This window comes from Flavobacterium sp. ALD4, assembly GCF_002836475.1.
Taxonomy (GTDB): Bacteria; Bacteroidota; Bacteroidia; order Flavobacteriales; family Flavobacteriaceae; genus Flavobacterium.
The window spans coordinates 77350-101508 of the sequence record NZ_PJBJ01000025.1; the positions used below are offsets into that span (position 1 = coordinate 77350).

Sequence of the window (24159 nt, forward strand, 5' to 3'; positions counted from 1 at the left end):
AACAAAAACTACGGCCAACTCCTTGTTTTTGTGATTTGGGAGATGCCGCTTCTATCTGGGCTAGGAATCTCGGTTACTAAAGTAACTCTTTTTTCAAAAACGGCGCAGTATAGTATTTTTATTTTTAATAACTTTTTGGAAACTTCTTACTTTTTTGAATGGGGTTTGTGACAGGAAGTGGAATTCGACAACCTTTTAGAAAGACAAAAAGAACAATGATCTATCATTCCGAAGTACGAAGGATTCAAAAATAATTATGAATATCTCACAAAGTCTCCTGACTTTGTTTTCACAAACCAATACAAACTAAAAAACTACTGCATCGCACAGTAGTTTTTATATTATCAGTATTCGAATTTCCAAAAAACAATCTGTGGAAATCTGTGGAATATGTATTAAAAAATAATCATTCTAATTCCTTTTTCAAGAACTTCGCGGTATAGCTTTTTTTATTATCTGCTATTTCTTCAGGAGTGCCTTTGGCAACGACTTTTCCACCGCCTTTTCCTCCTTCAGGACCAATATCAATAATATAATCCGCCAGTTTGATGACGTCCATATTATGTTCGATAATCAAGATGGTGTTTCCTTTATCTACTAATGTATTTATAACACCCATAAGTACCCTGATATCTTCAAAATGGAGCCCTGTAGTGGGTTCATCCAGGATGTAAAAGGTGTTTCCAGTATCTTTCTTGGATAATTCTCCTGCGAGCTTAATACGTTGGGCTTCCCCGCCCGAAAGCGTGGTGCTTTGCTGACCCAGAGTAATGTATCCTAAACCTACATCTTGAATGGTTTTTACTTTGCGGTGTATCTTCGGAATCATTTCGAAAAAAGGAACTGCTTCGTCCACTGTCATGTTAAGCACATCAGAAATAGATTTTCCTTTGAAACGAATTTCTAAGGTTTCTCTGTTAAAACGTTTTCCCTGGCAGGTTTCGCACTCTACATATACGTCTGGCAGAAAGTTCATTTCGATAGTACGCACACCAGAACCTTGACAAGTTTCACAGCGTCCACCTTTTACGTTAAAACTGAAACGTCCCGCTTTATAACCCCGTATCATACTCTCTGAAGTCATGGTGAATAATTTCCTAATTTCAGTAAACACTTCGGTATAGGTGGCAGGATTCGAACGTGGTGTTCTCCCTATCGGACTTTGGTCAATATTAATTACTTTATCAATAAGCTCTAAGCCTTCGATTTTTTTATAGGGTTGTGGTTTCTTGACACCGTTAAAATAATAGGCATTCAAAATAGGGTAGAGCGTTTCATTAATCAATGTCGACTTACCGCTTCCAGAAACTCCGGTAACACAGATTAGTTTACCTAATGGTAATTCAATAGAAACATTTTTTAAGTTGTTTCCTGTCGCTCCGGTCAATTTCATGAATTTTCCGTTGCCCTCACGTCTTTTTGAAGGAACCTCGATTTTCATGTCGCCGTTCAGATATTGTGCGGTAATAGTATTTGATTTTAGGGTTTCCTCGGGAGTTCCAATGCTGATGATTTCGCCTCCAAATTTCCCAGCTTTCGGACCGATGTCAATCACATAATCAGCGCGTTCAATCATGTCTTTGTCATGTTCCACCACAATAACCGAGTTACCTATATCGCGTAATTGTTCCAAAGAATGGATTAATTTGTCATTGTCTCTTTGGTGTAAACCAATACTGGGTTCATCTAAAATATAGAGTACCCCAACCAATTGTGAACCAATTTGTGTCGCCAGTCGGATGCGTTGTGCTTCTCCTCCGGAAAGTGACTTGGAACTTCGGCTTAAAGCCAAATATTCTAAACCCACGTTCATTAAAAAGTTGAGTCGATCTTTAATTTCTTTAATTACTTCAGTAGCGATACGCTGCTGTTTATCAGATAAACGACTGTCTAAATCCTTAAACCATGCGGTCAGGTCAGAAATATCCATCGCACACAATTCTGTAATGTTTTGTTCGTCGATTTTAAAGAATTGCGCTTCTTTTTTCAAACGCGACCCGTCACAAACAGGGCACGGTATTTCATCCATGAATTCCTTAGCCCATCGTTTGATGGTCGAAGAACCGCTTTCGTCGTGTTGATTTTTTATAAAGTGTGAGATCCCTTCAAAGTCTATTTTGTAATCACGGGCAACACCTAAATCTTTGGAGTTGATCGTGAATTTTTCCTTTCCGCCATTCAAAATCATTTCCATGGCTTCGGCTGGAATCTTTTCAATAGCATCAGTAATTTTAAAACCATATTTCTCTCCAATGATTTCCAACTGCTTGAATATCCAGGAGGATTTGTATTCGCCCAAAGGAGCAAAACCACCTGCTTTTATGGATAATTTCGGATTTGGAATAATCTTCTTTGTGTTGATTTCGTTTACCGTTCCCAGTCCTTTACAATGATCACAGGCTCCTTTGGGAGAGTTAAAAGAAAACAAATTGGGTTCTGGATTTTGATACGATATTCCTGTTGTGGGACACATCAGGTTTCTACTAAAATACCGTACTTCTTTAGAATCTTGATCCAGAACCATCAACACATTTTCCCCATGATGCATGGCAGTATTGATGCTTTCGCTTAAGCGTTTTTCGTTATCGGGTGTTTTTTCGATGACCATACGATCCACAACAATCTCGATATCGTGTGTTTTATAACGGTCCAGTTTCATTCCTGGAGTAATGTCAAGGACATCGCCATTCACACGTACTTTTAAGAAGCCCTGCTTAGCAATTTGCTGGAACAATTCTCCGTAATGTCCTTTTCTTGCTCTAATAACAGGAGCAAGGATATTGATTCGTTTTCCGGTAAAATCGTCAACGATTAGGGATTTTATTTGTTCATCGGAGTAGCTGACCATTTTCTCCCCCGTATTGTAACTGTAGGCATCCGCTGCACGTGCATAAAGCAGACGCAGGAAGTCATATATTTCAGTAATGGTTCCCACAGTGGAACGGGGGCTTTTACTTGTGGTCTTTTGTTCGATGGCGATTACGGGCGAAAGTCCATCAATTTTATCGACATCCGGACGCTCGAGGCCTCCAAGGAACTGTCTGGCGTAAGCCGAAAAGGTTTCTACGTACCGACGTTGTCCTTCGGCATAAATAGTATCAAATGCCAGGGATGATTTTCCTGAGCCTGAAAGACCGGTAATTACGACCAGTTTTTCGCGAGGAATCGAAACATCTATATTTTTTAAATTGTGAACACGAGCGCCTTGAACCTCAATGGTATTGTCTTTGTCTAACATAATTTTTGCAAAAAAGCAAAGTTACCATTTTGATTTATTCTTTCGATACAACAATATAGAAGTTTATGTTAAAAAGAAGTGCTACTTTTTACTCTATTGTCATCGATTTTAATTTGGTACGATAGGCCTCAAGCGCTATTGATTTGGAAATAAACCCGTAGTATTTATCATCTTTCACCACAGGTAAAAAGGCAACTTTTGATCGTTCAAATTTGTTCATGACCGTCTCCATGGTGTTGAATGGGTAGATTATTTCAGTGGGAACTGCCATGATGTTTTTGACTAGGGTGTATTTTACCCTATAGGTGTTAAAAATAATTTCCCGGATATTATTGAAATGGACAACACCTACTAAACGCTTTTCTTTATCCACTACAGCAAAAATAACCTGATTGGAATGCGAAATTAAATCGACCAGTTTTTCCAGATTTTCATCGGGTGTAACCGTTAAATAATCCGTTTGTATAATAGAAGAGGTATCTAATGTAGCGAGTACATTAGTGTCTTTATTACTCGTAAAAGCGTGTCCTTTTTTAGCCAATTCTTTTACATCCATGGAATGTCTTTCAAACCGTTTCGAAATGGCAAAACTGATCGAAGCAACAATCATCAAGGGAAGCATCAAACTGTATCCTCCGGTTATCTCTGCAATCAAGAAGATGGCTGTCAGGGGGGCATGGAATAATCCACTCAAAATCCCGGCCATACCTACCATTGTAAAATTACTGACTGGCAACTGTGTCAGGCCAGTTAGGTTTATCACTTTTGAAAAGACATAACCAAGATAGGAACCTACAAATAGGGAAGGGGCAAAGTTACCTCCGTTTCCACCGGATCCTAAAGTAATTCCAGTAGCAAAAACTTTTACCATCATCGTCAAACCAACGAATATAAGGAGTACCCAGCTGTTATCCTTAAAATCGCTAAAAAGGGTGTTTTCTAAAATTTTACCAGGATTGTTCTCTGATAAGACTTTGATGCTCTCATAACCCTCACCAAAGAGCGTTGGGAATATAAAAATTAAAACGGCCAAAATAGAGGCTCCTAAAAGTGCTTTTTTATAGGAGTTGAGTTTAAGTTTAGCGAAATAATGTTCGGTTCTTTGAAAATATCGCGTATAATAAACAGACATAAAACCGGTCAAGACTCCCAGAAGAATATAAAAAGGGATTTTATGATAATCGAAGACCTGCTGTTGTCTAAAATTTAATAAAACAGATTCGTCTAATACAATTTCGGAGACCAAAGCACCTGTTGCGGCTGCAATCATAATTGGAGTAAACGCTGCTATACTTACATCGACAAGTAAAAATTCGATTGCAAATAAAACACCGGCAATAGGAGCATTAAATGCCGCAGCTATTCCCGCAGCGACTCCACAACCTATAAGTAACGTTCTATCTTTATAACTCAGTTTGTAGCGCTGTGCATAATTTGACCCAAAAGCGGCACCCGCGACAACAATGGGACTCTCTAAACCTGCAGACCCTCCAAGTCCAACAGTAAGGGAACTTGTGATGATTTGGGCATACATTTGTTTTTTTGGAACTATACTAGCTTTCTTTGCAACTGCGTATAAAATTTGGGAAGTCCCTTTCTCTATAGAGCCACCAAGGACTCTTTTTACCACAAACACAGTCAGCACTAGACCTGCAATAGGTAAAATACTATTAATGAAACTCAGTTTTAGAATGCCATTAATGTATGTGGCGAAGGAGAAAACTTGATGAGCAAATGATTTTAAAACAATCACAGCAAATGCTGAAGAAATACCTACTAGTACACTAGATAAAAAAATAAATTGTTTTTCTGTAAGCATCGATTGTGCCCAGGCAATTATATTTTCTAATTTAGTAAGATATCTTTTAAGCATTTATTTTTTTTTTAAAAGTGCTAAATTACTATTATTTTAATGACCACGTAAGCTTTTAGGCGCTTCTTTTGTGCGCAAACGTTCTAGGTTAGGATCAGTAACAAAATATTCTATTGTCTTAGGATTTGTTTTTTATCGATTCATGCAAGAACTAACCATTTCATCTTTGAATAAAAAATACAGATGATTATTTATATTCACTGCATCCCTTTTAATTAAAAGGTCATTCCTTTCTCAATAGTTTTTCTGGGAGAACAATTTTCCCTGTTTATACTTTCCCCTCAGCTCTTTTTTTAGAGTTATAATGGCATAGCAGTGTTATTTTCGTTAGTCTTTACTGAATAACGTTAGTCGAATTTGTTTTGCATTTTGTTTATTTTTAGACTTCTTCAAAATTTTTTGTCGTTCTGTGGTTTTTACTGCAAAACAAAATGATTTTTCCCACATTTAAAAATAGCCACAGTATTTTCGCCGTGACTATATTAATTAAAGATAGCTTTTAAATCGATGACAAAAGCTTTTTCTTAAAATCCGATGGCGGTATCATCTCCTCTAAAGTCGGCTCCACCTTCCAGTTTCTTGTTTGGTAGCACTAAAATAGCATCTACTTTACCAATAACGGGAGTTGTTTTTTCATTGATGAGGTAGCCTTTTGCTTTTAACGTGTCAAAGGTTTGTGTGCTAAAAGTATTAGGTTCGAAGGTAATCAGATCTGGTAACCATTGGTGGTGAAAACGGGGCGCATTAACCGCCTCCTGCATACTAAAGTTGTATTCGTAGACATTTAATATCGTTTGCAGTACAGAAGTAATAATAGTTGAGCCTCCAGGAGAACCAACGGTCATCAATAGCTTTCCGTTCTTTTCTACAATGGTTGGTGTCATTGAACTCAGCATCCTTTTTTGCGGGGCGATGCTGTTCGCTTCATTTCCTACGAGTCCAAACATATTTGGTACTCCCGCCTTAGCGCTAAAATCATCCATTTCATTATTCAAGAAAAAGCCCAAGTCATCACAGTAATACTTTGAACCATAACCCGCATTAAGAGTGGTTGTTGCGGCAATGGCATTTCCAAACTGATCTACGATGGAGTAGTGGGTCGTTTCCATACTTTCGTTGTAAGTTACGTTTCCTTCCTTGATAGCTGAAGATGAGGTCGCCTTATCAAAACTGAAATTGGCCATTCTTTGCTTTAGGTAATTGTCGTCCATTAAAGCGTTTAAAGGCATTTTTACAAAGTCAGGATCTCCTAAAAAGTAATTTCGGTCTGCATAAGCTCTTCGTTCCGCTTCCACAATCACTTGTATAGACTTAGTTGAGTTATGTCCCATTTTAGCTAAATCATAAGGTGCGATCATCTCAAATATTTGTGCCAAACATATTCCGCCGCTACTTGGTGGTGCCATCGATATGATGTTTAAGTCTTTGTATTTAAAACTAAGCGGTGTTCTCCATTGAGCTTCATACTGAGCCAAATCTTCCATCGTGATGATAGCTCCTTTTTCCTGTAAATAACGCACTAAAACTTTAGCTGTTTCTCCTTTGTAAAACTCGTCTCGTCCATTTTCTGAAATCCTTCTCAATGTCGCCGCCAGCGCTGGATATTTAATGGTGTCTTTTTCTTTGTACACTTTAGAAAGCACTGAGTTGGGACCATTAGTTTCATTAAGTTCGTCATGGTAATGATTCAGGCGTTCCTCTTGTTTCTGCGTAACTGCGACGCCTCGTTCTGCTAATTCAATTACCGGTTTTAAAATGACTTCAATAGGTAAAGAACCTAATTTTGCATGGACTGCAAAAACCCCAGCTATCGTTCCTGGAATCCCAATTGCGAGAGGAGATTTGGTGCTTTTTCCAGGAATAACATTTCCTTCAGCATCTAAAAACATATCCTTTGTCGCTGCCAATGGCGCTTTCTCGCGATAGTCCAACGTTCCTTTTTCTCCATTTGCTTTTCTGTAAACCATAAATCCACCACCACCAAGATTTCCGGCGTAAGGGTAGGCTACTGCCAATGCTAGTTCTGTCGCAACCATTGCATCAAATGCATTTCCGCCTTTTTTCATTATTTCGACTCCAATTTTTGAAGCTTCTTCACGTGCCGAAACGACCATCGCCTTGTTGGCTAAAAGTCCTGTAGGTTGCACAATGCTATTTTGCGTTTTACAGCCAAAAGTAATGACGCATAGTAGGATGATAATTTTTTTCATTTCTGATGTATTTGTATTATTTAATTGTGATGGAATAAATTAGAAATAGTCTAGAAACCTAAAGCTTTATTGTCCTCTCTTTTATCAGCGCCACCTTCCAGTTTTCCGTTTGGCAATACCAAGATAGCATCTACCTGTCCTACAATTTCTTTATCGGTTTCGTTGATTTTGTATCCTTTAGCTTTTACTTTTTCCAACAGTTCTTTGTCGAAAGAGTCTGGTTCAAAGGTGATTTCGTCGGGAAGCCATTGATGATGAAAACGAGGCGCATTGACCGCTTCCTGCATGCTCATGTCAAATTCGTATACATTTAAGATGGTTTGCAAAACAGAGGTAATAATGGTAGAGCCGCCGGGAGTCCCCACTACCATGAACAATTTTCCGTTTTTTTCTACAACGGTTGGTGTCATCGAACTGAGCATTCTTTTGCCTGGAGCGATACTGTTAGCTTCGGTTCCAGTAAGTCCGTACAGGTTGGGAACGCCTGGTTTAGCGCTAAAATCGTCCATTTGATTGTTTAAAAAGAAGCCTAATTCATCACAGTAGATTTTAGAACCGTAATTATCATTTAGGGTGGTAGTTGCAGAAACCGCATTTCCTTCAGCATCAACAATAGAATAGTGCGTGGTTTGTTTACTTTCGTAACCTGCAATTTTTCCCTTTCCTATTTCGGATGATTTTGAGGCTTGGTCGAATGAGAAACTACTCATTCTTTTTTGGATGTAAGTGGAATCTAATAGTTCTCTTACGGGAAGCTTTACAAAATCAGGATCTCCAAGAAAAGCATTTCTGTCAGCGAACGCTCTTCTTTCGGCTTCCGTAATCACTTGAATAGCTGTAACACTATTGTGTCCCATTTCGGACAAGTCAAAAGGTTCTATCATTTTCATTATTTGGTTCAAACAGAATCCTCCACTGCTAGGTGGGGACATAGAAGTCACCTTTAAATCTTTATAGTTAAAAGTAATCGGCGCTCTCCATTTAGCCTCGTATTGATTTAAATCTTCCAGTGACATGTTACCTTGTCTCGCCTTTAGGAAAGATACTAACTTTTTAGCCGTTTCCCCTTTGTAAAACTCATCACGTCCGTTTTTTACAATCCGTTTGAGAGTGGCCGCCAAGGCAGGATATTTAATCGTGTCACCCGCCGTGTATACTTGAGAAAACAGGCTGTTTGGGCCATTAGTTTTTATAAAAGTCTCTCTGTAATGAGCTAAGCTTTGTGATTGAAATTCGGTAACGACAACGCCATTCTCAGCTAAAGCTATTACAGGCGCCAGGATTTCAGCTATGGGTAAAGAACCGTATTTTTTATGCACTTGAAATAATCCGGCTAGCGTACCGGGAATTCCGGACGCTACTGCCGAAGCGGTACTTTTGCCTTCAATTACATTTCCGGCTTCGTCGAGATACATGTCTTTGGTTGCGGCAAGAGGTGCTTTTTCTCTGTAATCAAGTGCTCCAGTTTCGCCATTGGCTCTTCTGAAAACCATAAAGCCACCGCCGCCAAGATTTCCGGCCTGCGGATAAGATACTGCCAACGCTAATTCCGTTGCGACCATCGCGTCAAAAGCATTTCCGCCTTTTTTCATAATGGCGACACCGATTGCGGAAGCTTCTTCCCGCGCCGAAACGACCATGGCTTTATCGGTTACCAAACCTGTTGGGAGGACGACTTTTTCATTCGATTTACAGCTGATAAGTGCTAGCGAAAGTAGCAGTATTATTTTTTTCATTAGGTTGTGGTATTTTGGTTTTGCCATTTTTTTTGTAACCTAGAAGCCATCTAATTAAGACGTCTAGGTTAAGTAATCTCCAAGAGGTAAAAGACTTTATTAAACTTAAATAACTTATGTGTTTCAATGGCTACTATATTTGTAAAAATTTATTCTTCTATTAATTTTTGTCTAACATGTGCTCTCAAATCTTCAAAGAACTTCGTGAAATCTTCCTCAAATTCAGTATAAAACTCTATTAGTTCCTCTGAAGCAAAGCGCATTTTTGATTCGTTCTTAGTTCGGCTATCCATTTGGGTCAAAATTTTGTCAATCCCTTCGATAGTTTGATAACTAACCAGCCAATTTTGTTTTATCATATAGGGCATCAACATAACCGTTTTTTCACTTAAAATTGAGGTGTTATCAGACAAAGATTGATAGAAAGCTGCAACATAGCCACCTAAATCTTCATCCGAGTAATTAACCCAGTTTTTTGCAAGAAAATGATCGTAAAAAATATCGACAATCACACCGGCATAATGGTGGTATCTAGAATGCAGTTTTTTAGTACTTTGTCTAAAAACAGGATGGGCATCAGTAAAGGTATCAATGGCACGATGAAGTACAATTCCTTTCTGGACTTCCAAAGGATAATTCAAAAATTGTTTCCCCCGAATACCATCGGCCATAAAATTGCCAATTTTGATTAAGTCATTGTCGCCCGAGAGATAGATATGTGCTAAGAAATTCATTCGCCTAAATTAAGAATTCTAAATGACTTATTTAAACTGTCAATTATTATATTTGTGGGGAATATAAAAGGAAGTACTCAAAATTTAAAAATATAAGAATGACTTTAATAAAATCGATATCTGGAATACGTGGGACAATAGGAGGGAAAGTAGGGGATAACCTTACACCGCTTGATGCCGTAAAATTTGCATCGGCTTATGGAACCTGGTTAAAAAATTATCAAGATCCCTCAATTCTTCGGGATGACAAGTTAAAGGTAGTAGTGGGTCGTGATGCCCGTATTTCAGGACCTATGATTCATAATCTGGTAGTGAATACCTTGATTGGTTTAGGTATTGACGTAATTGATTTGGGATTGTCAACGACACCAACAGTGGAAGTTGCTGTTCCTTTGGAGAAAGCTGATGGGGGAATTATTCTTACCGCCTCACACAATCCGAAGCAATGGAATGCCTTAAAGTTATTGAATGAAAAAGGGGAATTTCTTAATGGTATCGAAGGAGAAAAAATACTTGCTATCGCTGAAGCTGAAGCGTTTGATTTCGCAGATGTGGACAGTTTAGGCGAAATCACAGAGAATGATGCTTACATGGATATTCATATTGACGAGGTATTGAACTTGCCTTTAGTTGATGTTGAAGCTGTAAAAGCGGCTAAATTCAAAGTGGTAGTAGACGGTGTGAATTCATCTGGAGGAATCATTATCCCAAAATTATTGGAGTTAATGGGCGTTGAAGTAGTGAAATTATACTGTGAACCCAACGGGCATTTCCCGCACAACCCGGAGCCTTTAAAAGAACACCTGACTGATATCTCAGAACTTGTAGTTAAAGAAAAAGCGGATTTAGGAGTTGTCGTTGATCCAGACGTAGACCGTTTGGCTTTCATCTGTGAAGATGGTGAAATGTTTGGTGAAGAATATACTTTGGTAGCTTGTGCTGATTATGTATTGAGTAAAGCCCCAGGGAACACTGTTTCAAATATGTCTTCCTCTCGTGCATTGCGCGATGTTACCAACAGACACAATGGAAGCTACGAAGCTAGTGCCGTGGGTGAGGTGAACGTAGTGGATTTAATGAAAAAGAACAATGCCATCATAGGTGGAGAAGGAAACGGTGGAATCATTTATCCGGAGTCGCATTATGGTCGAGATAGTTTAGTGGGTGTTGCCTTATTCTTAACACATTTAGCGAACAAGAAAATGAAAGTTTCGGCTTTACGTGCTTCGTATCCAGAATACTATATGAGCAAAAACAAAATAGAATTAACCCCACAAATTGATGTGGATGCGATTCTTATTGCCATGACTGAGAAATATAAAGACGAGGATATTACTACAATTGACGGAGTGAAAATTGACTTTGCCAATGAATGGGTACATCTGAGAAAATCAAATACAGAGCCCATAATAAGAATATATACTGAAGCACCTTCACAAGCGCAGGCTGATATGTTAGCTTTAAGAATTATTGACGAAATTAAGGCAGTAGCTGGAATCTAAAACAGTTGTGTTTAAAAAAACATAAAATCCCTTTCAAAGTTGAATTTGAAAGGGGTTTATTGCTATTAATAGGTAATGATTTATCGGAGGCTAAAAATTAACCCTAAAGCTTACGTTAGGGGTCAATCCCAAAGATTTGTTGTTAACGACAACCGTGTTGCTATTGTCGTTAGGATCTACTTTGTAATAGCGATTTATAACATTGTCTTCATCAGTGATATTGATTACCCCGCCCCGTAGTGTCGCTTTAATGGCAGAACTGAAATTAAAAGTATAACTGAAAGAAGCATCTAATCGCATAAAGTCATCTAGATTTTCGCTGTTAGGTTGACCATAATTCACCATGGTATTGTTACCGCTTTTTACGGTTTCGTTGCCTTCAATCGGGCGCGTGTATGGTTGCCCATTGCGCCAAATTCCTCCCACTGAAATTTTCAGATTGTCCAGGATATCATAATTGAACCCGAGCGAGGCAGAGTGCCGTATGTCGACATTGTTTGGGAAAGTAGAGGGAGTAAAGGAATCAAATTCATAGTCGTTAGTGCTGTACGTGTAACTAATCCAAGTACTGAATCTTCTTACCGTTTTATTGGCCAGAAATTCGACTCCTTTTGCCGTATAGCTACCGTTTGCATTTTTATATTGAAAGCTATTGTAGAATCCCTGATTAGAAGCTGTAATGCCATCGACAATTTTGTAAAATCCTGTCAGCTCAACATTCAATTTATTCCGCTTGAATTCAACCCCAAAAGAGCCTTGCTTGCTGGTTGCAATAGGAATGTCCTCATTGTTGACCAGCACCCAGCGTCTTTTTTCAACACCGAGGAAATCGTCTTGAAAATCGATGATTTGAGTCGCGGTTTGATTTTTAAACTCCCCTTCCAGTTTTAAGGCAAATTGCTTCGATACCTGTTGGCGGACATTAATGCGAGGTTCTACGAGTAATTTGTCAAATTTTTTAAAATAATTTAAACGTGCTCCCAGTCTTAAATAGGTGTTATTCTTGTTGTACTCTGCTTCCGCAAAGGCAGCATGATTGAGTAGAACGTCTTTTTTAGTGCTGGAATAAGAGGGCGTACTAACGGTAGTTTGGTTGAGCATCCCAGTTTCATTAACCTGATACCCCAATAATAAAGTAAGATTAGAGTTTGCTTTATAATGGGCATTCAGCTTGGTTCCCGTTTCAAGTACTTCATTGGCTTCTGTCAATAGCTGGTCTGTTGGCACCCGATAATCGGTAGCATCAATGTTGTATCTGGAAAAATAAGTAACTATCTCTGTTCTAAAAGCATTTGTCCATTGGGCTTTCCAACTTCCTCCGTATCCGAGATTCTTTTGCGAGAGCTTACTGACTTTAGATTCGTTTTGGTCTTCGTTAGCGTATTCAGCATAATTTAAGGCATTATTGATCCCAATTATGTTCGCTCTAAAGCTATGCTTGTCGTTTAAATCAAATAGTAATTTAGCGGTATAATCATAAAAATAGAAATCAGAGTTGGTACTTTTATCAGCACTGTCGGCATTAATTTCTGTGTCTTGAAAACTTCTCTCGTAGTAGTTGCTAAAAGTGGGCGTATTAATTAAATCAGTAACGGAACGACGCGCGGAGATATCCAACTCGAGATTTTTTGCCAGCGGGATTTCTACAAAGGCATCGGCACTGATTAGATTGACACCGCCGCCACCTGAAATAATAGTTCCTACCTTATCATTAGTACTCATGTTAATTGTACTCGAAACTCCATCGCTATTAGCGGCACTGGTTCCATTTTTACTTACCGTGACTTTATTAGTTACGTTAGGATTGTAGGCGGAAATTAGACCGAAAAAGTGCCCGGAATGGTACATTTTTATATTGTCCCAAAGCATTAAATTCTGGTCGTTAGTCCCGCCGCGTACATTAATATTAGCAATACTTTCATTCGTGCTTTCCACTCCCGGTAAAGCTTGTATGGACTGCAGTACATCGGGATCTACAAGCCCTGGAAGAATACCAAACTTTTTAGTGTTTAAGACCGTGCTTCCGTCTATATATTTCTGTAATCCAGGTGTTAAGTAAACATTAATCAATACTTGATTGAGTTCTTCCTTGAAAGGTTTTAGGAATATTTTCTTACAATTTTTTTTAGCAGAAAATAATTCATTAGCGGTAAACTGCATAGATTCGTAGCCTATGTACGAAATAGTAATGTTAGTGTCAAGTGCTACATTGTCCAAGTTAAAATCACCGTTTTTTTCAGTAATGGTTCTACTGTCGCTGTTGTCAACGTTTATAGTTGCTCCCGGCAGCGGTGATTGAGAATCCTGAGCCTGTACGGTACCACATACAGGGAATGTTTTGTTTAATACGGAAACCGTAACATAGCGATTATCCAGCGCTTTAAAGTTCAAAAGGACCTTAGAGTTGAGGTACGCTATCGTTTGCTTAAGTGTTAGTTCAGTAGCCGGTTTTTCGATAGCAATAGTGACTACATCTTCTACGGCATAAGAGAATTTAACATTAAACTGTTGCTCAATGTTGGCCATGACCGCCGTCAAAGCGATTTTATTAGTTGCTGTTTGTGCCTGACCAATTGTTGCCGTGCATAACATTAAATAAAGAATCCATTTATTCATAGTTATAGAATACGATAGTTTTACCATCTATTTTGTAACTCAACTTTAAAGGAATAGTTACTGCTTCCAGAGCAATTTTTTGATTGTTATGGGTAAAACTTCCCGTAAAGAGCTTAGAAGTATCAATATCATCTGCTTTAATTTTGATATCGTACTGGCGCTCTAATTCCGCTATGACCTGATCCAAAGGAATTCCCGTAAAACTCGATTCCTGTTGCATCCACGATGGATTTTCTGCAGCAGAATCATCCACGGCTTCAATTTGCTTATTCACAACTCTAAACGTTTTTCCCGGAGGTAATTTAACGGTTTCATTGTTATAGGTTACGCTTACTAATCCTTCGTAGCAAATTACTTCATAGTAATTACTTCGTTGTTTTACATTAAAATGGGTTCCAAGTACTTTTACAACACCATCAGTAGTTTGTACACTGAAGGTTTCTCCTTTTTTTACCTGAAAATAGGCTTCGCCATCAAGGGTTAGATTCCGGTTATTTTCCCATTTTTTTTCATTGAATGTTATTTTTGATGCGGCATTCAATAAAACTTCGGAGTTATCCGGTAATCGGAACGATTTTGTTTGTGCGATTCCGGTTTCGTAGGATTGGTTGCTATTGAAAAACAGAAAATAAGATGAGCTAAGCAGTACTACTAAAATCGCCGCCGCTTTAAAGAAGGTTTTGAAGTTTAAGGTTCGTACTTTCGTTTCTTTTTTCGAAAGGGATCTTGTTTTGAAAGCCGCCAATGCCGCTTGCGCATCTACCTCTGGACTTTCAAGATGCGAAGCATAATGCGCTATTTTTTCAATCGTGTCAAAACCTTCAGATTGTTTTAAATCTTCGATTTCCTTGCTTGAAAGTTCACCGTTAAGCCACTTTATTATTTCTTTTTCGTTTTTCATTTTCAACTCTATATGTATAAGACAATTTCAATTCGATTTACCCTACTATAAATCAAAGAATTATATGTTTTCTATTTGCTCTTTCAAAATTTTAAGCGCTGCCGACATTCTTTTCTCAACTGCTTTCTGGGAAATATCTAGTAATTCAGCGATTTCACGGTATTTTTTACCGTCAATGCGATTCATCAAAAAAACTTCACGTTGCGCTGCACTTAAAGAGGCAATCGCATTTTGTAGTTTTACTTTGAATTCTTCTTCTTCGAATAAATACTCTGGGCTTTGATTTGTGGTGTCTAAATTAGGCGTCTCTTTGGCGAAAGCCATAACGACCTTATTGTGTTTAATGGTATTGAGAAATAAATTATTTATCGTAGTGAGTAAATAGGTTTTGACTTTATTGAAATCAATTTGGGAACAATTCTCCCAAATTTTAGCAAAAGCATCTTGAACAAGGTCTAGTGCAGCATCTTTGTCACCACATTTATAGTAGGCAAAATTAGTAGCTGATTGTACTGTCTCTATGTAAAAGTGACTAAAGTGTTGCTCTTCACAAAGGTTTTTATCTGAGTTGTTCATCTATGGTAGGTTCATTGAATGGGCTGTAAATGTAAATTATTTTTTAATCAACGGAAGGGGCAGATTAAATGTAATTTTTTTAAACAGCGCAAATTATTGATATATAGGTGTTTATATTTTTTTTATTTTTTTAGCAATATTAAGGGTAGGGTAAAAATAATGTTAATTGTCTTACTAACAGAATGGCGAATCAAACATCGCTGTATAACATTAGAAAAACATTAAATTTGTAAATTATGAAAAGATTAAAAACGATTACCGGAATTGCATTGATGGCTATATTTGGTTTCACATCATGTCAAAGTGAAGTGGATGACGTACAAGGAGAGGATCCAAATACAAATGCTGCTAATTCAACAACTGCAAAGAATTTGAAACGTACTTCGATGTATGACGGTTCATTTGATGATTTTATTGATGGAGCTTCCTGTTCTTCCATTGTATTGCCCGCTATTGCTAAAGTAAATGGCAGTCAGGTTACTCTTTTTAGCCAACTGGATTACCAACAAGTGATTACTATTTTAGGTCAGTTTAACAATGATCAGGATTCAGTGGTGCTGCAATTTCCATTGCGTGTCAAAACAAGTAACTATACAGAAGTGACTGCAAACAATCAGACAGAGTACAATGCTATTCTGAATGCATGTAGTGCAGCCGAAGCCTCAGGTCAAGGAGCCATCACTTCATTAAACATTAACTTCCCTATTACAATTTTAACTTATAATTTAAGTATACAACAAACAGGGAGTGTGGTTATCACATCCGAAAAGCAATTGTTTACGTATATGAGTAATGTAAAAAGCACCGAGTTATTTTCAGTAAACTACCCGATTACTGTTTCACTTGCTGGAGGTACAGATGCAACGGTTAATAGTGATGCTGAATTACAATCGAATATTAACGCTTCTCTTACAACGCAAGCAACAATAACTCAAGCAGAGGATAATTCTAAAAAAATAGAAACTATTTTGGTTGACGGTCGGTTCAAAGTACAATCGTTTATCACTGCAGGAGTAGATTCAGCAAACAATTATAAAGACAGTACAGTAGATTTTGCAAACGATTGGACGGTGAAAGCAGTTACTACCTTGACAACTACTGCAGCGGGTACTTATGCGGTAAGTTCAGAGCTAGATGTTTTTCTAAAATTGAACTTCACAGGAAGTAGTTCTTTTAGTTTATTAAATAACACATGGAAAGTAGCAAGTTTTACAACATCGACAATAACGTTACAAGGCAAAACAAATGCTGCCGTGACCTTGGTGTTGAAGCAAATATAATTAGAGTTTTAACTTCATTGGGAATATTGGATTAGTTATCAACAGCAACTGGTCGGGTTGCTGTTTTTAGAATTAAGAGTTTAACAAAAAAAGCGTAAAATGAAAAAAAGTATTGCATTAGTAATCATGGCGTTTGTCTTCTTTGTTTCTTGTTCAAAAGAGGACAGTACAGACACGATCGCAGTAGATGGAAATTCCATCAGTAATAATAAAAAAGCAACGGGGAGTTCATCTAATGATTTATTATCGGGTGATACTTATAAAAGCATGGTAATCGAATTGGTCTATGTCCAAGGTTTTGAACCATCAGCAACATCAGTTAATAATTTAACTTCTTTTTTAAATGCCAGAACCAATAAGCCAGGTGGTATAACGGTCGTAAAAAGGTCGATTGCCTCACCTGGGAAAGCTACTTTTACAAATCAGGAAATCGTAGCTATCGAAGATGCTAACAGAACGAAGTACAACACTGCGAACCAAATAGCGGTATGGGCTCTTTTTATTGACGGAGCATCCGCTTCTGACTCAGGGAACAGCTATGTTTTAGGGACAGCTTATAGAAATACGTCTTTTGTTATTTATGAGAAGACGATTCAGAGTTTAAGCGATAGTCCTTTTGAACCTAGCAGGTCTTTATTTGAAACAACAATTATAACGCATGAGTTTGGTCATATTCTTGGACTGACGAATTTAGGAGCACCTTTGCAAAGCAACCATGAAGATGCGGCACATGAAAAACATTGTGATGTCGAAAGTTGTTTAATGTATTGGTCTGCAGAATCAGGTAGAGGAGTTGCTAATATGGTTTCAGGAGGTTCAGCCCCGAAACTGGATGCCCAATGTTTAGCTGATCTTAAAGCTAACGGGGGAAAATAGAAGAGTAACATAAACCCCCTGGTTGTTATTGTTAAAAACGTCAATCTGCTTTATCCCGAACTTATTTTGGGAGTTGTTTTTTGTATAAAGGCTTTTCTATATGTTTCAATATCCGAAATTTTTGAAACACTCGAAGTGATATTGAACAAACGTATCGATACGTCACCTACCTGAAGTGAAGGTGTCGGGAATCGTTTTAAATTATTGGCCCAACGGCCCAACATAAATAAGAATAATATGAAAACAATATATAGCACACTCGCTTTATTAGTGGTTATAGCTACATCATTACACGCACAAGATACAGCAACGCATCAGTCAAATGCGGGTATAAAAGGAGGGTATAACTTATCCGCTGTAAGTTTTGACGGTGACGGAGAAACGGGGCAACGCCACGGTTTTCACATAGGGGTCTATGGAGAATCATTTATCAGCGAAAGCTTTTCTATCCAACCCGAACTACTGTATTCTCAACAAGGGTATGAAATTAAAGATGCTAATGGCACGTTTACCCAAAAACTGGATTATATCAATTTACCAATACTGCTAAAAGCCTATCCGTCTAAAAACTTCTATTTAGAGGCAGGCCCACAAATAGGATTGGCTATTTCCCATAAGGAAGAATACAATGGTTTGTTTAGCAGTTCGCAGGAATACGATCCCAATAATTTTGACTGGGGGATGAACTTTGGAGGAGGTTTTAAAACCGGTTCCGGAATTACTTTAGGAGTGCGGTACCACTTAGGTCTTGGGGATTTGTATGACCAAGGAAAAGCACACAACCGAGTTTGGCAATTTTCAGTCGGATTTGATTTGTAAATCATGACGTTTCAATACTAAAAATGAGCTCTTTCAGAATACTACTTTGAAAGGGCGTTGTTTTTGTTTCGAATAAGTGATTTTTTGTAAGTAGTTGTTACTGATTGTAAAAGACAATTCAGCTCAATTGCAGATTCCCAAAAAATCAATTATCTTTGCGACCAAATAATGATTAGAATGACTACCAAAGAGAATCCAACCCAATTAGAACAGTATTTCCAACAATTTCGTAAGAATATCATAGGAATCAATCAAGACTTTCGCTCTCCGTACGGGCAGCAACAAATTATCTATACTGATTGGACAGCAAGTGGTCGTTTGTATCGTCCTATTGAGGAAAAATTGATGAATGAGTTTGGTCCTTTTGTTGCCAATACGCACACGGAGACTACGGTGTCCGGGACGGCAATGACTAAGGCATACCATCATTCCAGAAGTATTATCAAAAAGCATGTCAATGCGAATAGTGATGATGTTCTAATTACAGACGGAACTGGAATGACGGGCGTGGTAAACAAATTTCAACGTATTTTGGGATTGAAAGTGCCAGAGAACCTGAAAGATTTTATAAGTGTGCCTGCTGATAAGAAACCTGTTGTCTTTATTTCACACATGGAACACCATTCGAATCAAACGTCATGGTTAGAAACGATTGCTGATGTTGAAGTTATCCCCTCTACAGAAGATGGATTGTTTAGTATAGAAAATTTAGAAATACTTTTAGAAAAATACAAAGAACGTAGTTTTAAAATTGCGTCAATTACTTCCTGCTCTAATGTAACGGGGATACGAACGCCTTATCACGAGGTCGCAAAAGTAATGCATGAACATCACGGACTTTGTTTTGTTGATTTTGCTTGTTCAGGGCCTTATGTGCCAATAGATATGCATCCTGAAGATCAGGAAAGTTATCTAGATGCCATTTTCTTTTCACCTCATAAATTTCTTGGCGGACCTGGAACCTGTGGTGTTTTAGTATTTAATAAAAAATTATATCAAAACTTAGTACCCGATAACCCGGGCGGAGGGACAGTTTCATGGACTAATCCCTGGGGAGGACATAAGTATGTCGATAATATTGAAGATAGGGAAGACGGGGGAACTCCTGGTTTTCTGCAAGTGATTAAGACTGCTCTTGTTATCCAGTTAAAAGAGCAGATGGGAATTGAAAATATCCTGCAGAGAGAACATGAAATTGTAGATTATATCTTCTCTGAATTAGGCTCTGTTTCGAATATTAAAATTTTAGCAGGGCAACACCAAGATCGATTGGGTGTAATTTCGTTCTACGTTGATGACCTGCATTTTAATTTGGGTGTAAAATTACTGAATGATAAATTTGGAATACAAACTCGTGGAGGATGCAGTTGTGCCGGTACCTATGGACACTTTTTATTGCACGTAGACCAGGAAACATCGCATAAATTGATAGACGAAATTACCTTAGGGGACTTAATTAGAAAACCAGGTTGGATTAGAATGTCTATTCATCCTACAACAACAAATGCCGAGATTGAAATGGTTTGCAACAGTATTAAGGCTTTAGCTGAAAACCATAAAATATGGGCTTTGGACTATACCTACAATCGGGACACTAACGAGTTTATCCACAAAGAGGCGCAACCATTAGAAGATGAACTGGTTAAAAGTTGGTTTTCACTGTAGCTGATAAGAAATCTGTTTTATATAAAACGCCCTTTAAGTATCTCTTAAAGGGCGTTTTAGTTGTTGTTAATTCGTTCTAAGAGCTGCAGGACAGCATGGAGCTTCCAATTTTTTCTCTTGCCCAATCCGGTCTTTTAGCAAACCATTTTTGGTATTTATTTTGTTCTTGATATGGATTTTTTAATAAAAGGTATAGTTCTTCAATTAGTGAGTAATCCTCTTTTTCTGCGGCTTCAATGGCTAATTGTGACATATAATTTCGCAATACATACTTAGGATTCACTTTATCCATCGCTACTTTACGGTTGGTATCTGATATTGACTCTTGTTTTAGTCTATTTAAATATTGGGTAAACCAATACATCCAGGAATCGTTTGTTTTGTCTACAACTTCTTCCATTTTATAGAAGGATTCCTTAATCAATTCAAAAGCATCTTTAACGGATTCCCCTTTCTCGATTTGGCTCAATTTCCTGAAGAAAATAGTCATATCCGTCTCTGTCATTTGTAGGTTCTCGGTAAGGATATGAATGAGCTGTTCGTCCTTTTCGTCCGTAGTGGACAGCCCTAATTTATTTCGCATCATATTTAAATACTCTTTCTCATACTGTGATTGAAAGGCTTCTAATATCGATTCTAAGGGAGCCGCTTCCTGAATCAGGGGATACAAGGCGTTCGCTAGCTGATACAAATTCCAAAGCGCTATTTCGGCTTGGTTGCCAAAGCGATACCTTCGATTTTCACGATCCGTTGTATTAGGGGTCCAATTGGGGTTGTAATCTTCTAACCATCCATAGGGTCCGTAATCTATAGTAAGTCCTAAAATGGACATGTTATCCGTATTCATAACGCCATGTACAAAGCCGACACGCTGCCAATGCACAACCATTTCACGGGTCTTGTTTGCAACGGCTTGTAGAAGTTGAACATAATTGGCTGAGGTGCTTCCTTTAATTTCAGGAAAATGATATTTAATCGTAAAATCAGCGAGTGTTTTTAATGTTTTAAGATCTTTTTGAGAAGAGAACAATTCGAAATTTCCAAAACGAATAAAAGAGGTTGCTACTCTACAAACGACGGCGCCTTTTTCATAGGCAGGATTTCCGTCATACATCACGTCGCGCAATACTTGATCTCCCGTAAGGGTCAAAGATAACGATCGGGTAGTGGGTACACCAAGGTGAAACATGGCTTCGCTACACAAATGTTCTCGGATGGAAGAACGCAATACGGCTAGGCCATCTGCTCTCCGGGAGTAAGGCGTCATGCCAGCTCCTTTTAATTGTAAGGTATTAACTTGTTCCTCGCTTTCTACTTCGGCAAGAATAATGGCTCTACCGTCTCCTAATTGCCCAGCCCAATTACCAAACTGATGTCCGGCGTAGCTCATAGAATAAGGACGTGAACCTGGTAGCAGTGCTTTTCCTGAAAATACGTTTGTGAATTCAGAAGATTGTGCGTCTTCATTAGAAATGCCAAGCATTGCTGCCACTTCTTCCGAAAAATGTATTAATTTAGGATTCGAGGGTATTTGGGGTCTAACGTAAGAAAAGCAAGCGTTTTTTACCTGACGCGTAACATTAGTTTCGTCAGGGTCTGCGGGTAATTCTGTGCTAAATCTATTGTTGATTTTTAACTTCATTTTGTTTTGCATTAGCCTCAAAATTAGTCAAATATTTTTGGAACAACAGTTAATTAAAACTAAAATTCCAGCAGCTGTCTTAGCGTCTGTGTTTCCATCTTTTATGGGTCCAGAAATAATATTCTGGAGCTTCACGAATTTGTTTTTCAACTTCCTGAATAAAAGCGTCGGTAATTCCAAAATCAGGAACCGATCTAGGGTCATCACTTATAGGAACTAGGGTGGCTTCATAGTAGCCTCTTCGTACTTTTTTTACTTTCGCAAAAATGACATTAAGGTCATATCTTTTTGCCAGCATTTCGGGGCCGGTATGCGCCGGAACTTCGATACCCATAAAGGGTTTCCAATGAAAAATTCGACCTGCTTTTGGGGATTGATCGCTGGCCAAACCATATACGGAGAGTATATGCTCTTTTTGGTTACGTGCAATGTAAGGGATCGTTTTGCTGGTGGTAACTAGTTCGGTGTTGTATTTTGATCGAATATCTCTGATGAGTTTATCAAAATACTTGTTACTTAATTTCTTATAGACGCCTACGCCTTGATAACTTACTTTTTGATTAAGTGCAAGTAACCATTCCCAACTTGCATAATGGGAGGCTAAAAGCATGATGCTTTTTTCTTTATGTTCGTATTCTTTTAACAACTCGATATTTGTGATTATAAATCTTCGGTTCATTTCTTCGGATGATATGGTCATGGTTTTTATCATTTCCATAAACATATCACATAAATGGTGGTATGATTTTTTCTCGATTACCAATCGTTCTTTATCGCTAAGATGAGGTAGTGCCAAAGCTAAGTTTGCTCGAACCACTTTTTTGCGATATCCGAAAATGTAATAGACTAAAAAATAAACCCCGTCTGATAGCCAATAAAAAATGCGGAAGGGAAGAATGGAAATGATCCAAAGAAAAGGGTAAGCTATAATAAAAACGAGAAATTGCATGCAGTACTTTTTCTTGCAAATATAAGTCAAAAATGAATGTCCAGATATATATTGATGAGGTACTAATCGAGTCTGCGAGAATTAGTATCTTTGCTAATCACAATAAACAGACTTTATGAATACCATTTTAATTGCAATAATCATTGTAAATGTACTAATTAGCTTCAAAGGCTTTAATGATCAATCTTTTTTTAGAAAATATGAATTCCATATGGGTAGTGTTCGCGCTGGTGAACAAATTAGGTTGATATCCTCCGGTTTTCTTCATGCTGACATAGCGCATCTGGCCTTCAATATGATTACTCTTTACTTTTTTGCTCCAGTAGTTATTGGCTATTTAGGCAGTTTGTCGTTTGTGATCGTTTATTTTGGAAGTTTGATTTTTGGAAGTTTGTTGACCATATTATTCCATAAAGACGATTATAATTATAGAGCGGTAGGTGCCTCTGGGGCTGTTACGGGTGTTTTATATTCGGCGATATTATTGCAGCCGGACATGATGTTGGGTATCTTTTTTATAATTCCGATGCCAGCTTATCTTTTCGGAATCCTCTATTTGTTGTATTCTATTTACGGAATGAGAGCCAAAAATGACAATATAGGGCATACCGCGCATTTTGGAGGCGCGATCGGAGGGTATATTATTACGCTGATATCGAATCCACATTTAGTGGTTGATCATACTTTTATGGTTGTATTACTTACCATCCCCATAATTATTCTTTTTGTGATGGCAAAAATGGGAAAACTATAGTGGCACAACTTTTGGAAGATAACTACCTCATAAATTAATTAAAACAAATCAAAATGAAAAAAGCGCTATTACTATTAACCTTACTGTTTATGACACTTTCATATGCCCAAGAAATCAAGCAAGTCCCTCAAATTAGCGTTGCAGGTGAGGGAAAAGTAAAAGTCGTTCCGGATCAAGCCACTATCATTGCTACAGTACAAACTAAAGGGAATAACGCCAAGTACATTAAAAAGGAAAATGACCAGCAAATGGAGGCCGTACTGAAAATCATAAAAAAAATGAATTTGGCACCTGCTGATTATAGAACGCAACGTGTTTCATTGAATCCGATTTTTGATTATGAAAAAAAGAAGACTACGTACAACGCTATCCAAACCGTTGAAATTCTATTGAGAGATTTATCACAATATGATGCGTTGATGGAAGGCTTGGTGGATGAAGGAATCAACAGAATTGATAATGTAGTTTTTCAGTCTTCCAAATTAGCGCAACACCAATCAGAAGCTAGGAAATTAGCGATTAAGGACGCTAAACTGAAAGCAGAAGACTACGTGTCGGTATTAGGGCAAAAAGTAGGCAAAGCGATGACTATATTAGATAACTCACAGAACTATCAACCACAGAGCGTTTGTGCAATGAAGACAATGGCGATGGATGAGAGCGCAGCAACAAGAGAAACACTGGCTGCAGGTGAAATCATGATAACCGCAAATGTAAGTGTGAGTTTTATATTGGAATAAAATCAGAATAAATAATAGTTAAAAGTCCCGCCGCTTTCAGTGAGTCTC

The 24159-nt window shown here is 38.0% G+C and carries 17 protein-coding genes; 7 read left to right on the top strand and 10 right to left on the bottom strand.

Annotation, left to right across the window (positions count from 1 at the left end; genetic code table 11):
- Positions 1–406 precede the first annotated feature (406 nt).
- From uvrA to CXF59_RS05610, 5 genes are all read right to left on the bottom strand, one after another.
- Positions 407–3238 (bottom strand): excinuclease ABC subunit UvrA, encoded by a 2832-nt coding sequence (gene uvrA, locus CXF59_RS05590; protein ID WP_101136865.1) that lies wholly within the window; start codon positions 3236–3238, stop codon positions 407–409.
- 88 nt (positions 3239–3326) lie between these two features.
- Entirely contained in the window at positions 3327–5111 is a 1785-nt protein-coding gene (locus CXF59_RS05595) for a chloride channel protein (protein WP_101136866.1), read from the bottom strand.
- A 524-nt stretch (positions 5112–5635) separates the two neighbouring features.
- Positions 5636–7321 carry a gamma-glutamyltransferase gene (gene ggt / locus CXF59_RS05600; protein ID WP_101136867.1) on the bottom strand — a complete coding sequence of 562 codons (1686 nt, stop codon included), beginning with the start codon at positions 7319–7321 and terminating at the stop codon, positions 5636–5638.
- A gap of 50 nt (positions 7322–7371) precedes the next feature.
- The gene (gene ggt, locus CXF59_RS05605) at positions 7372–9057 is read right to left on the bottom strand and encodes a gamma-glutamyltransferase (protein WP_101136919.1); all 1686 of its coding nucleotides are present in this window, start codon (positions 9055–9057) and stop codon (positions 7372–7374) included.
- A gap of 149 nt (positions 9058–9206) precedes the next feature.
- Positions 9207–9791: an ACP phosphodiesterase gene (locus CXF59_RS05610; RefSeq protein WP_101136868.1), complete on the bottom strand. Its 585-nt coding sequence runs from the start codon at positions 9789–9791 to the stop codon at positions 9207–9209.
- A 98-nt stretch (positions 9792–9889) separates the two neighbouring features.
- Between CXF59_RS05610 and glmM the strand changes: the two genes are divergently transcribed.
- Positions 9890–11293, top strand: coding sequence for a phosphoglucosamine mutase (gene glmM / locus CXF59_RS05615; protein WP_101136869.1), 1404 nt, complete (start codon positions 9890–9892; stop codon positions 11291–11293).
- Between the two features lie 90 nt (positions 11294–11383).
- Here the strand turns inward: glmM and CXF59_RS05620 are convergent, their stop codons facing one another.
- From CXF59_RS05620 to CXF59_RS05630, 3 genes are read right to left on the bottom strand one after another with little or no spacing between them, the layout of a single operon-like run.
- The gene (locus CXF59_RS05620) at positions 11384–13909 is read right to left on the bottom strand and encodes a TonB-dependent siderophore receptor (protein WP_101136920.1); all 2526 of its coding nucleotides are present in this window, start codon (positions 13907–13909) and stop codon (positions 11384–11386) included.
- Positions 13902–14810 carry a FecR family protein gene (locus CXF59_RS05625; protein ID WP_101136870.1) on the bottom strand — a complete coding sequence of 303 codons (909 nt, stop codon included), beginning with the start codon at positions 14808–14810 and terminating at the stop codon, positions 13902–13904. The genes CXF59_RS05620 and CXF59_RS05625 overlap by 8 nt, the downstream gene beginning before the upstream one ends.
- 60 nt (positions 14811–14870) lie before the next feature.
- Positions 14871–15386, bottom strand: a complete 516-nt coding sequence (locus CXF59_RS05630) for an RNA polymerase sigma factor (protein ID WP_101136871.1) — start codon at positions 15384–15386, stop codon at positions 14871–14873.
- A gap of 236 nt (positions 15387–15622) precedes the next feature.
- Between CXF59_RS05630 and CXF59_RS05635 the strand changes: the two genes are divergently transcribed.
- The 4 genes from CXF59_RS05635 (at position 15623) to CXF59_RS05650 (ending at position 20026) form a co-directional block, all read left to right on the top strand.
- Positions 15623–16666 (top strand): hypothetical protein, encoded by a 1044-nt coding sequence (locus CXF59_RS05635; RefSeq protein WP_101136872.1) that lies wholly within the window; start codon positions 15623–15625, stop codon positions 16664–16666.
- Positions 16667–16765: 99 nt separating this feature from the next.
- Positions 16766–17542, top strand: coding sequence for a membrane metalloprotease (locus CXF59_RS05640; protein ID WP_101136873.1), 777 nt, complete (start codon positions 16766–16768; stop codon positions 17540–17542).
- 237 nt (positions 17543–17779) lie between these two features.
- Positions 17780–18361, top strand: a complete 582-nt coding sequence (locus CXF59_RS05645; protein WP_101136874.1) for a porin family protein — start codon at positions 17780–17782, stop codon at positions 18359–18361.
- Between the two features lie 177 nt (positions 18362–18538).
- Complete coding sequence (locus tag CXF59_RS05650; protein ID WP_101136875.1) at positions 18539–20026, top strand: aminotransferase class V-fold PLP-dependent enzyme; 1488 nt, start codon at positions 18539–18541, stop codon at positions 20024–20026.
- Between the two features lie 76 nt (positions 20027–20102).
- Here the strand turns inward: CXF59_RS05650 and CXF59_RS05655 are convergent, their stop codons facing one another.
- Both CXF59_RS05655 and CXF59_RS05660 read right to left on the bottom strand, forming a co-directional pair.
- Positions 20103–21668: a YdiU family protein gene (locus tag CXF59_RS05655; RefSeq protein ID WP_101136921.1), complete on the bottom strand. Its 1566-nt coding sequence runs from the start codon at positions 21666–21668 to the stop codon at positions 20103–20105.
- Between the two features lie 79 nt (positions 21669–21747).
- Positions 21748–22617, bottom strand: a complete 870-nt coding sequence (locus CXF59_RS05660; protein WP_101136876.1) for a lysophospholipid acyltransferase family protein — start codon at positions 22615–22617, stop codon at positions 21748–21750.
- Between the two features lie 115 nt (positions 22618–22732).
- On the opposite strand from CXF59_RS05660, the gene CXF59_RS05665 reads away from it, so the two are divergent.
- Both CXF59_RS05665 and CXF59_RS05670 read left to right on the top strand, forming a co-directional pair.
- Positions 22733–23371 (top strand): rhomboid family intramembrane serine protease, encoded by a 639-nt coding sequence (locus CXF59_RS05665; RefSeq protein ID WP_101136877.1) that lies wholly within the window; start codon positions 22733–22735, stop codon positions 23369–23371.
- Positions 23372–23424: 53 nt separating this feature from the next.
- Positions 23425–24111 (top strand): SIMPL domain-containing protein, encoded by a 687-nt coding sequence (locus tag CXF59_RS05670; protein WP_101136878.1) that lies wholly within the window; start codon positions 23425–23427, stop codon positions 24109–24111.
- The last annotated feature ends 48 nt before the right edge of the window (positions 24112–24159 follow it).

Bases quoted from the DNA above. Each gene is read 5' to 3' on its own strand.
- CXF59_RS05635 (WP_101136872.1), top strand. From the start codon at position 15,623: ATGAAAAGATTAAAAACGATTACCGGAATTGCATTGATGGCTATATTT.
- CXF59_RS05655 (WP_101136921.1), bottom strand. From the start codon at position 21,668: ATGAAGTTAAAAATCAACAATAGATTTAGCACAGAATTACCCGCAGAC.
- CXF59_RS05625 (WP_101136870.1), bottom strand. From the start codon at position 14,810: ATGAAAAACGAAAAAGAAATAATAAAGTGGCTTAACGGTGAACTTTCA.
- ggt (WP_101136919.1), bottom strand. From the start codon at position 9,057: ATGAAAAAAATAATACTGCTACTTTCGCTAGCACTTATCAGCTGTAAA.
- CXF59_RS05620 (WP_101136920.1), bottom strand. From the start codon at position 13,909: ATGAATAAATGGATTCTTTATTTAATGTTATGCACGGCAACAATTGGT.
- glmM (WP_101136869.1), top strand. From the start codon at position 9,890: ATGACTTTAATAAAATCGATATCTGGAATACGTGGGACAATAGGAGGG.
- ggt (WP_101136867.1), bottom strand. From the start codon at position 7,321: ATGAAAAAAATTATCATCCTACTATGCGTCATTACTTTTGGCTGTAAA.
- CXF59_RS05610 (WP_101136868.1), bottom strand. From the start codon at position 9,791: ATGAATTTCTTAGCACATATCTATCTCTCGGGCGACAATGACTTAATC.
- CXF59_RS05645 (WP_101136874.1), top strand. From the start codon at position 17,780: ATGAAAACAATATATAGCACACTCGCTTTATTAGTGGTTATAGCTACA.
- CXF59_RS05650 (WP_101136875.1), top strand. From the start codon at position 18,539: ATGACTACCAAAGAGAATCCAACCCAATTAGAACAGTATTTCCAACAA.
- CXF59_RS05595 (WP_101136866.1), bottom strand. From the start codon at position 5,111: ATGCTTAAAAGATATCTTACTAAATTAGAAAATATAATTGCCTGGGCA.
- CXF59_RS05640 (WP_101136873.1), top strand. From the start codon at position 16,766: ATGAAAAAAAGTATTGCATTAGTAATCATGGCGTTTGTCTTCTTTGTT.
- CXF59_RS05630 (WP_101136871.1), bottom strand. From the start codon at position 15,386: ATGAACAACTCAGATAAAAACCTTTGTGAAGAGCAACACTTTAGTCAC.
- CXF59_RS05670 (WP_101136878.1), top strand. From the start codon at position 23,425: ATGAAAAAAGCGCTATTACTATTAACCTTACTGTTTATGACACTTTCA.
- CXF59_RS05665 (WP_101136877.1), top strand. From the start codon at position 22,733: ATGAATACCATTTTAATTGCAATAATCATTGTAAATGTACTAATTAGC.
- uvrA (WP_101136865.1), bottom strand. From the start codon at position 3,238: ATGTTAGACAAAGACAATACCATTGAGGTTCAAGGCGCTCGTGTTCAC.
- CXF59_RS05660 (WP_101136876.1), bottom strand. From the start codon at position 22,617: ATGCAATTTCTCGTTTTTATTATAGCTTACCCTTTTCTTTGGATCATT.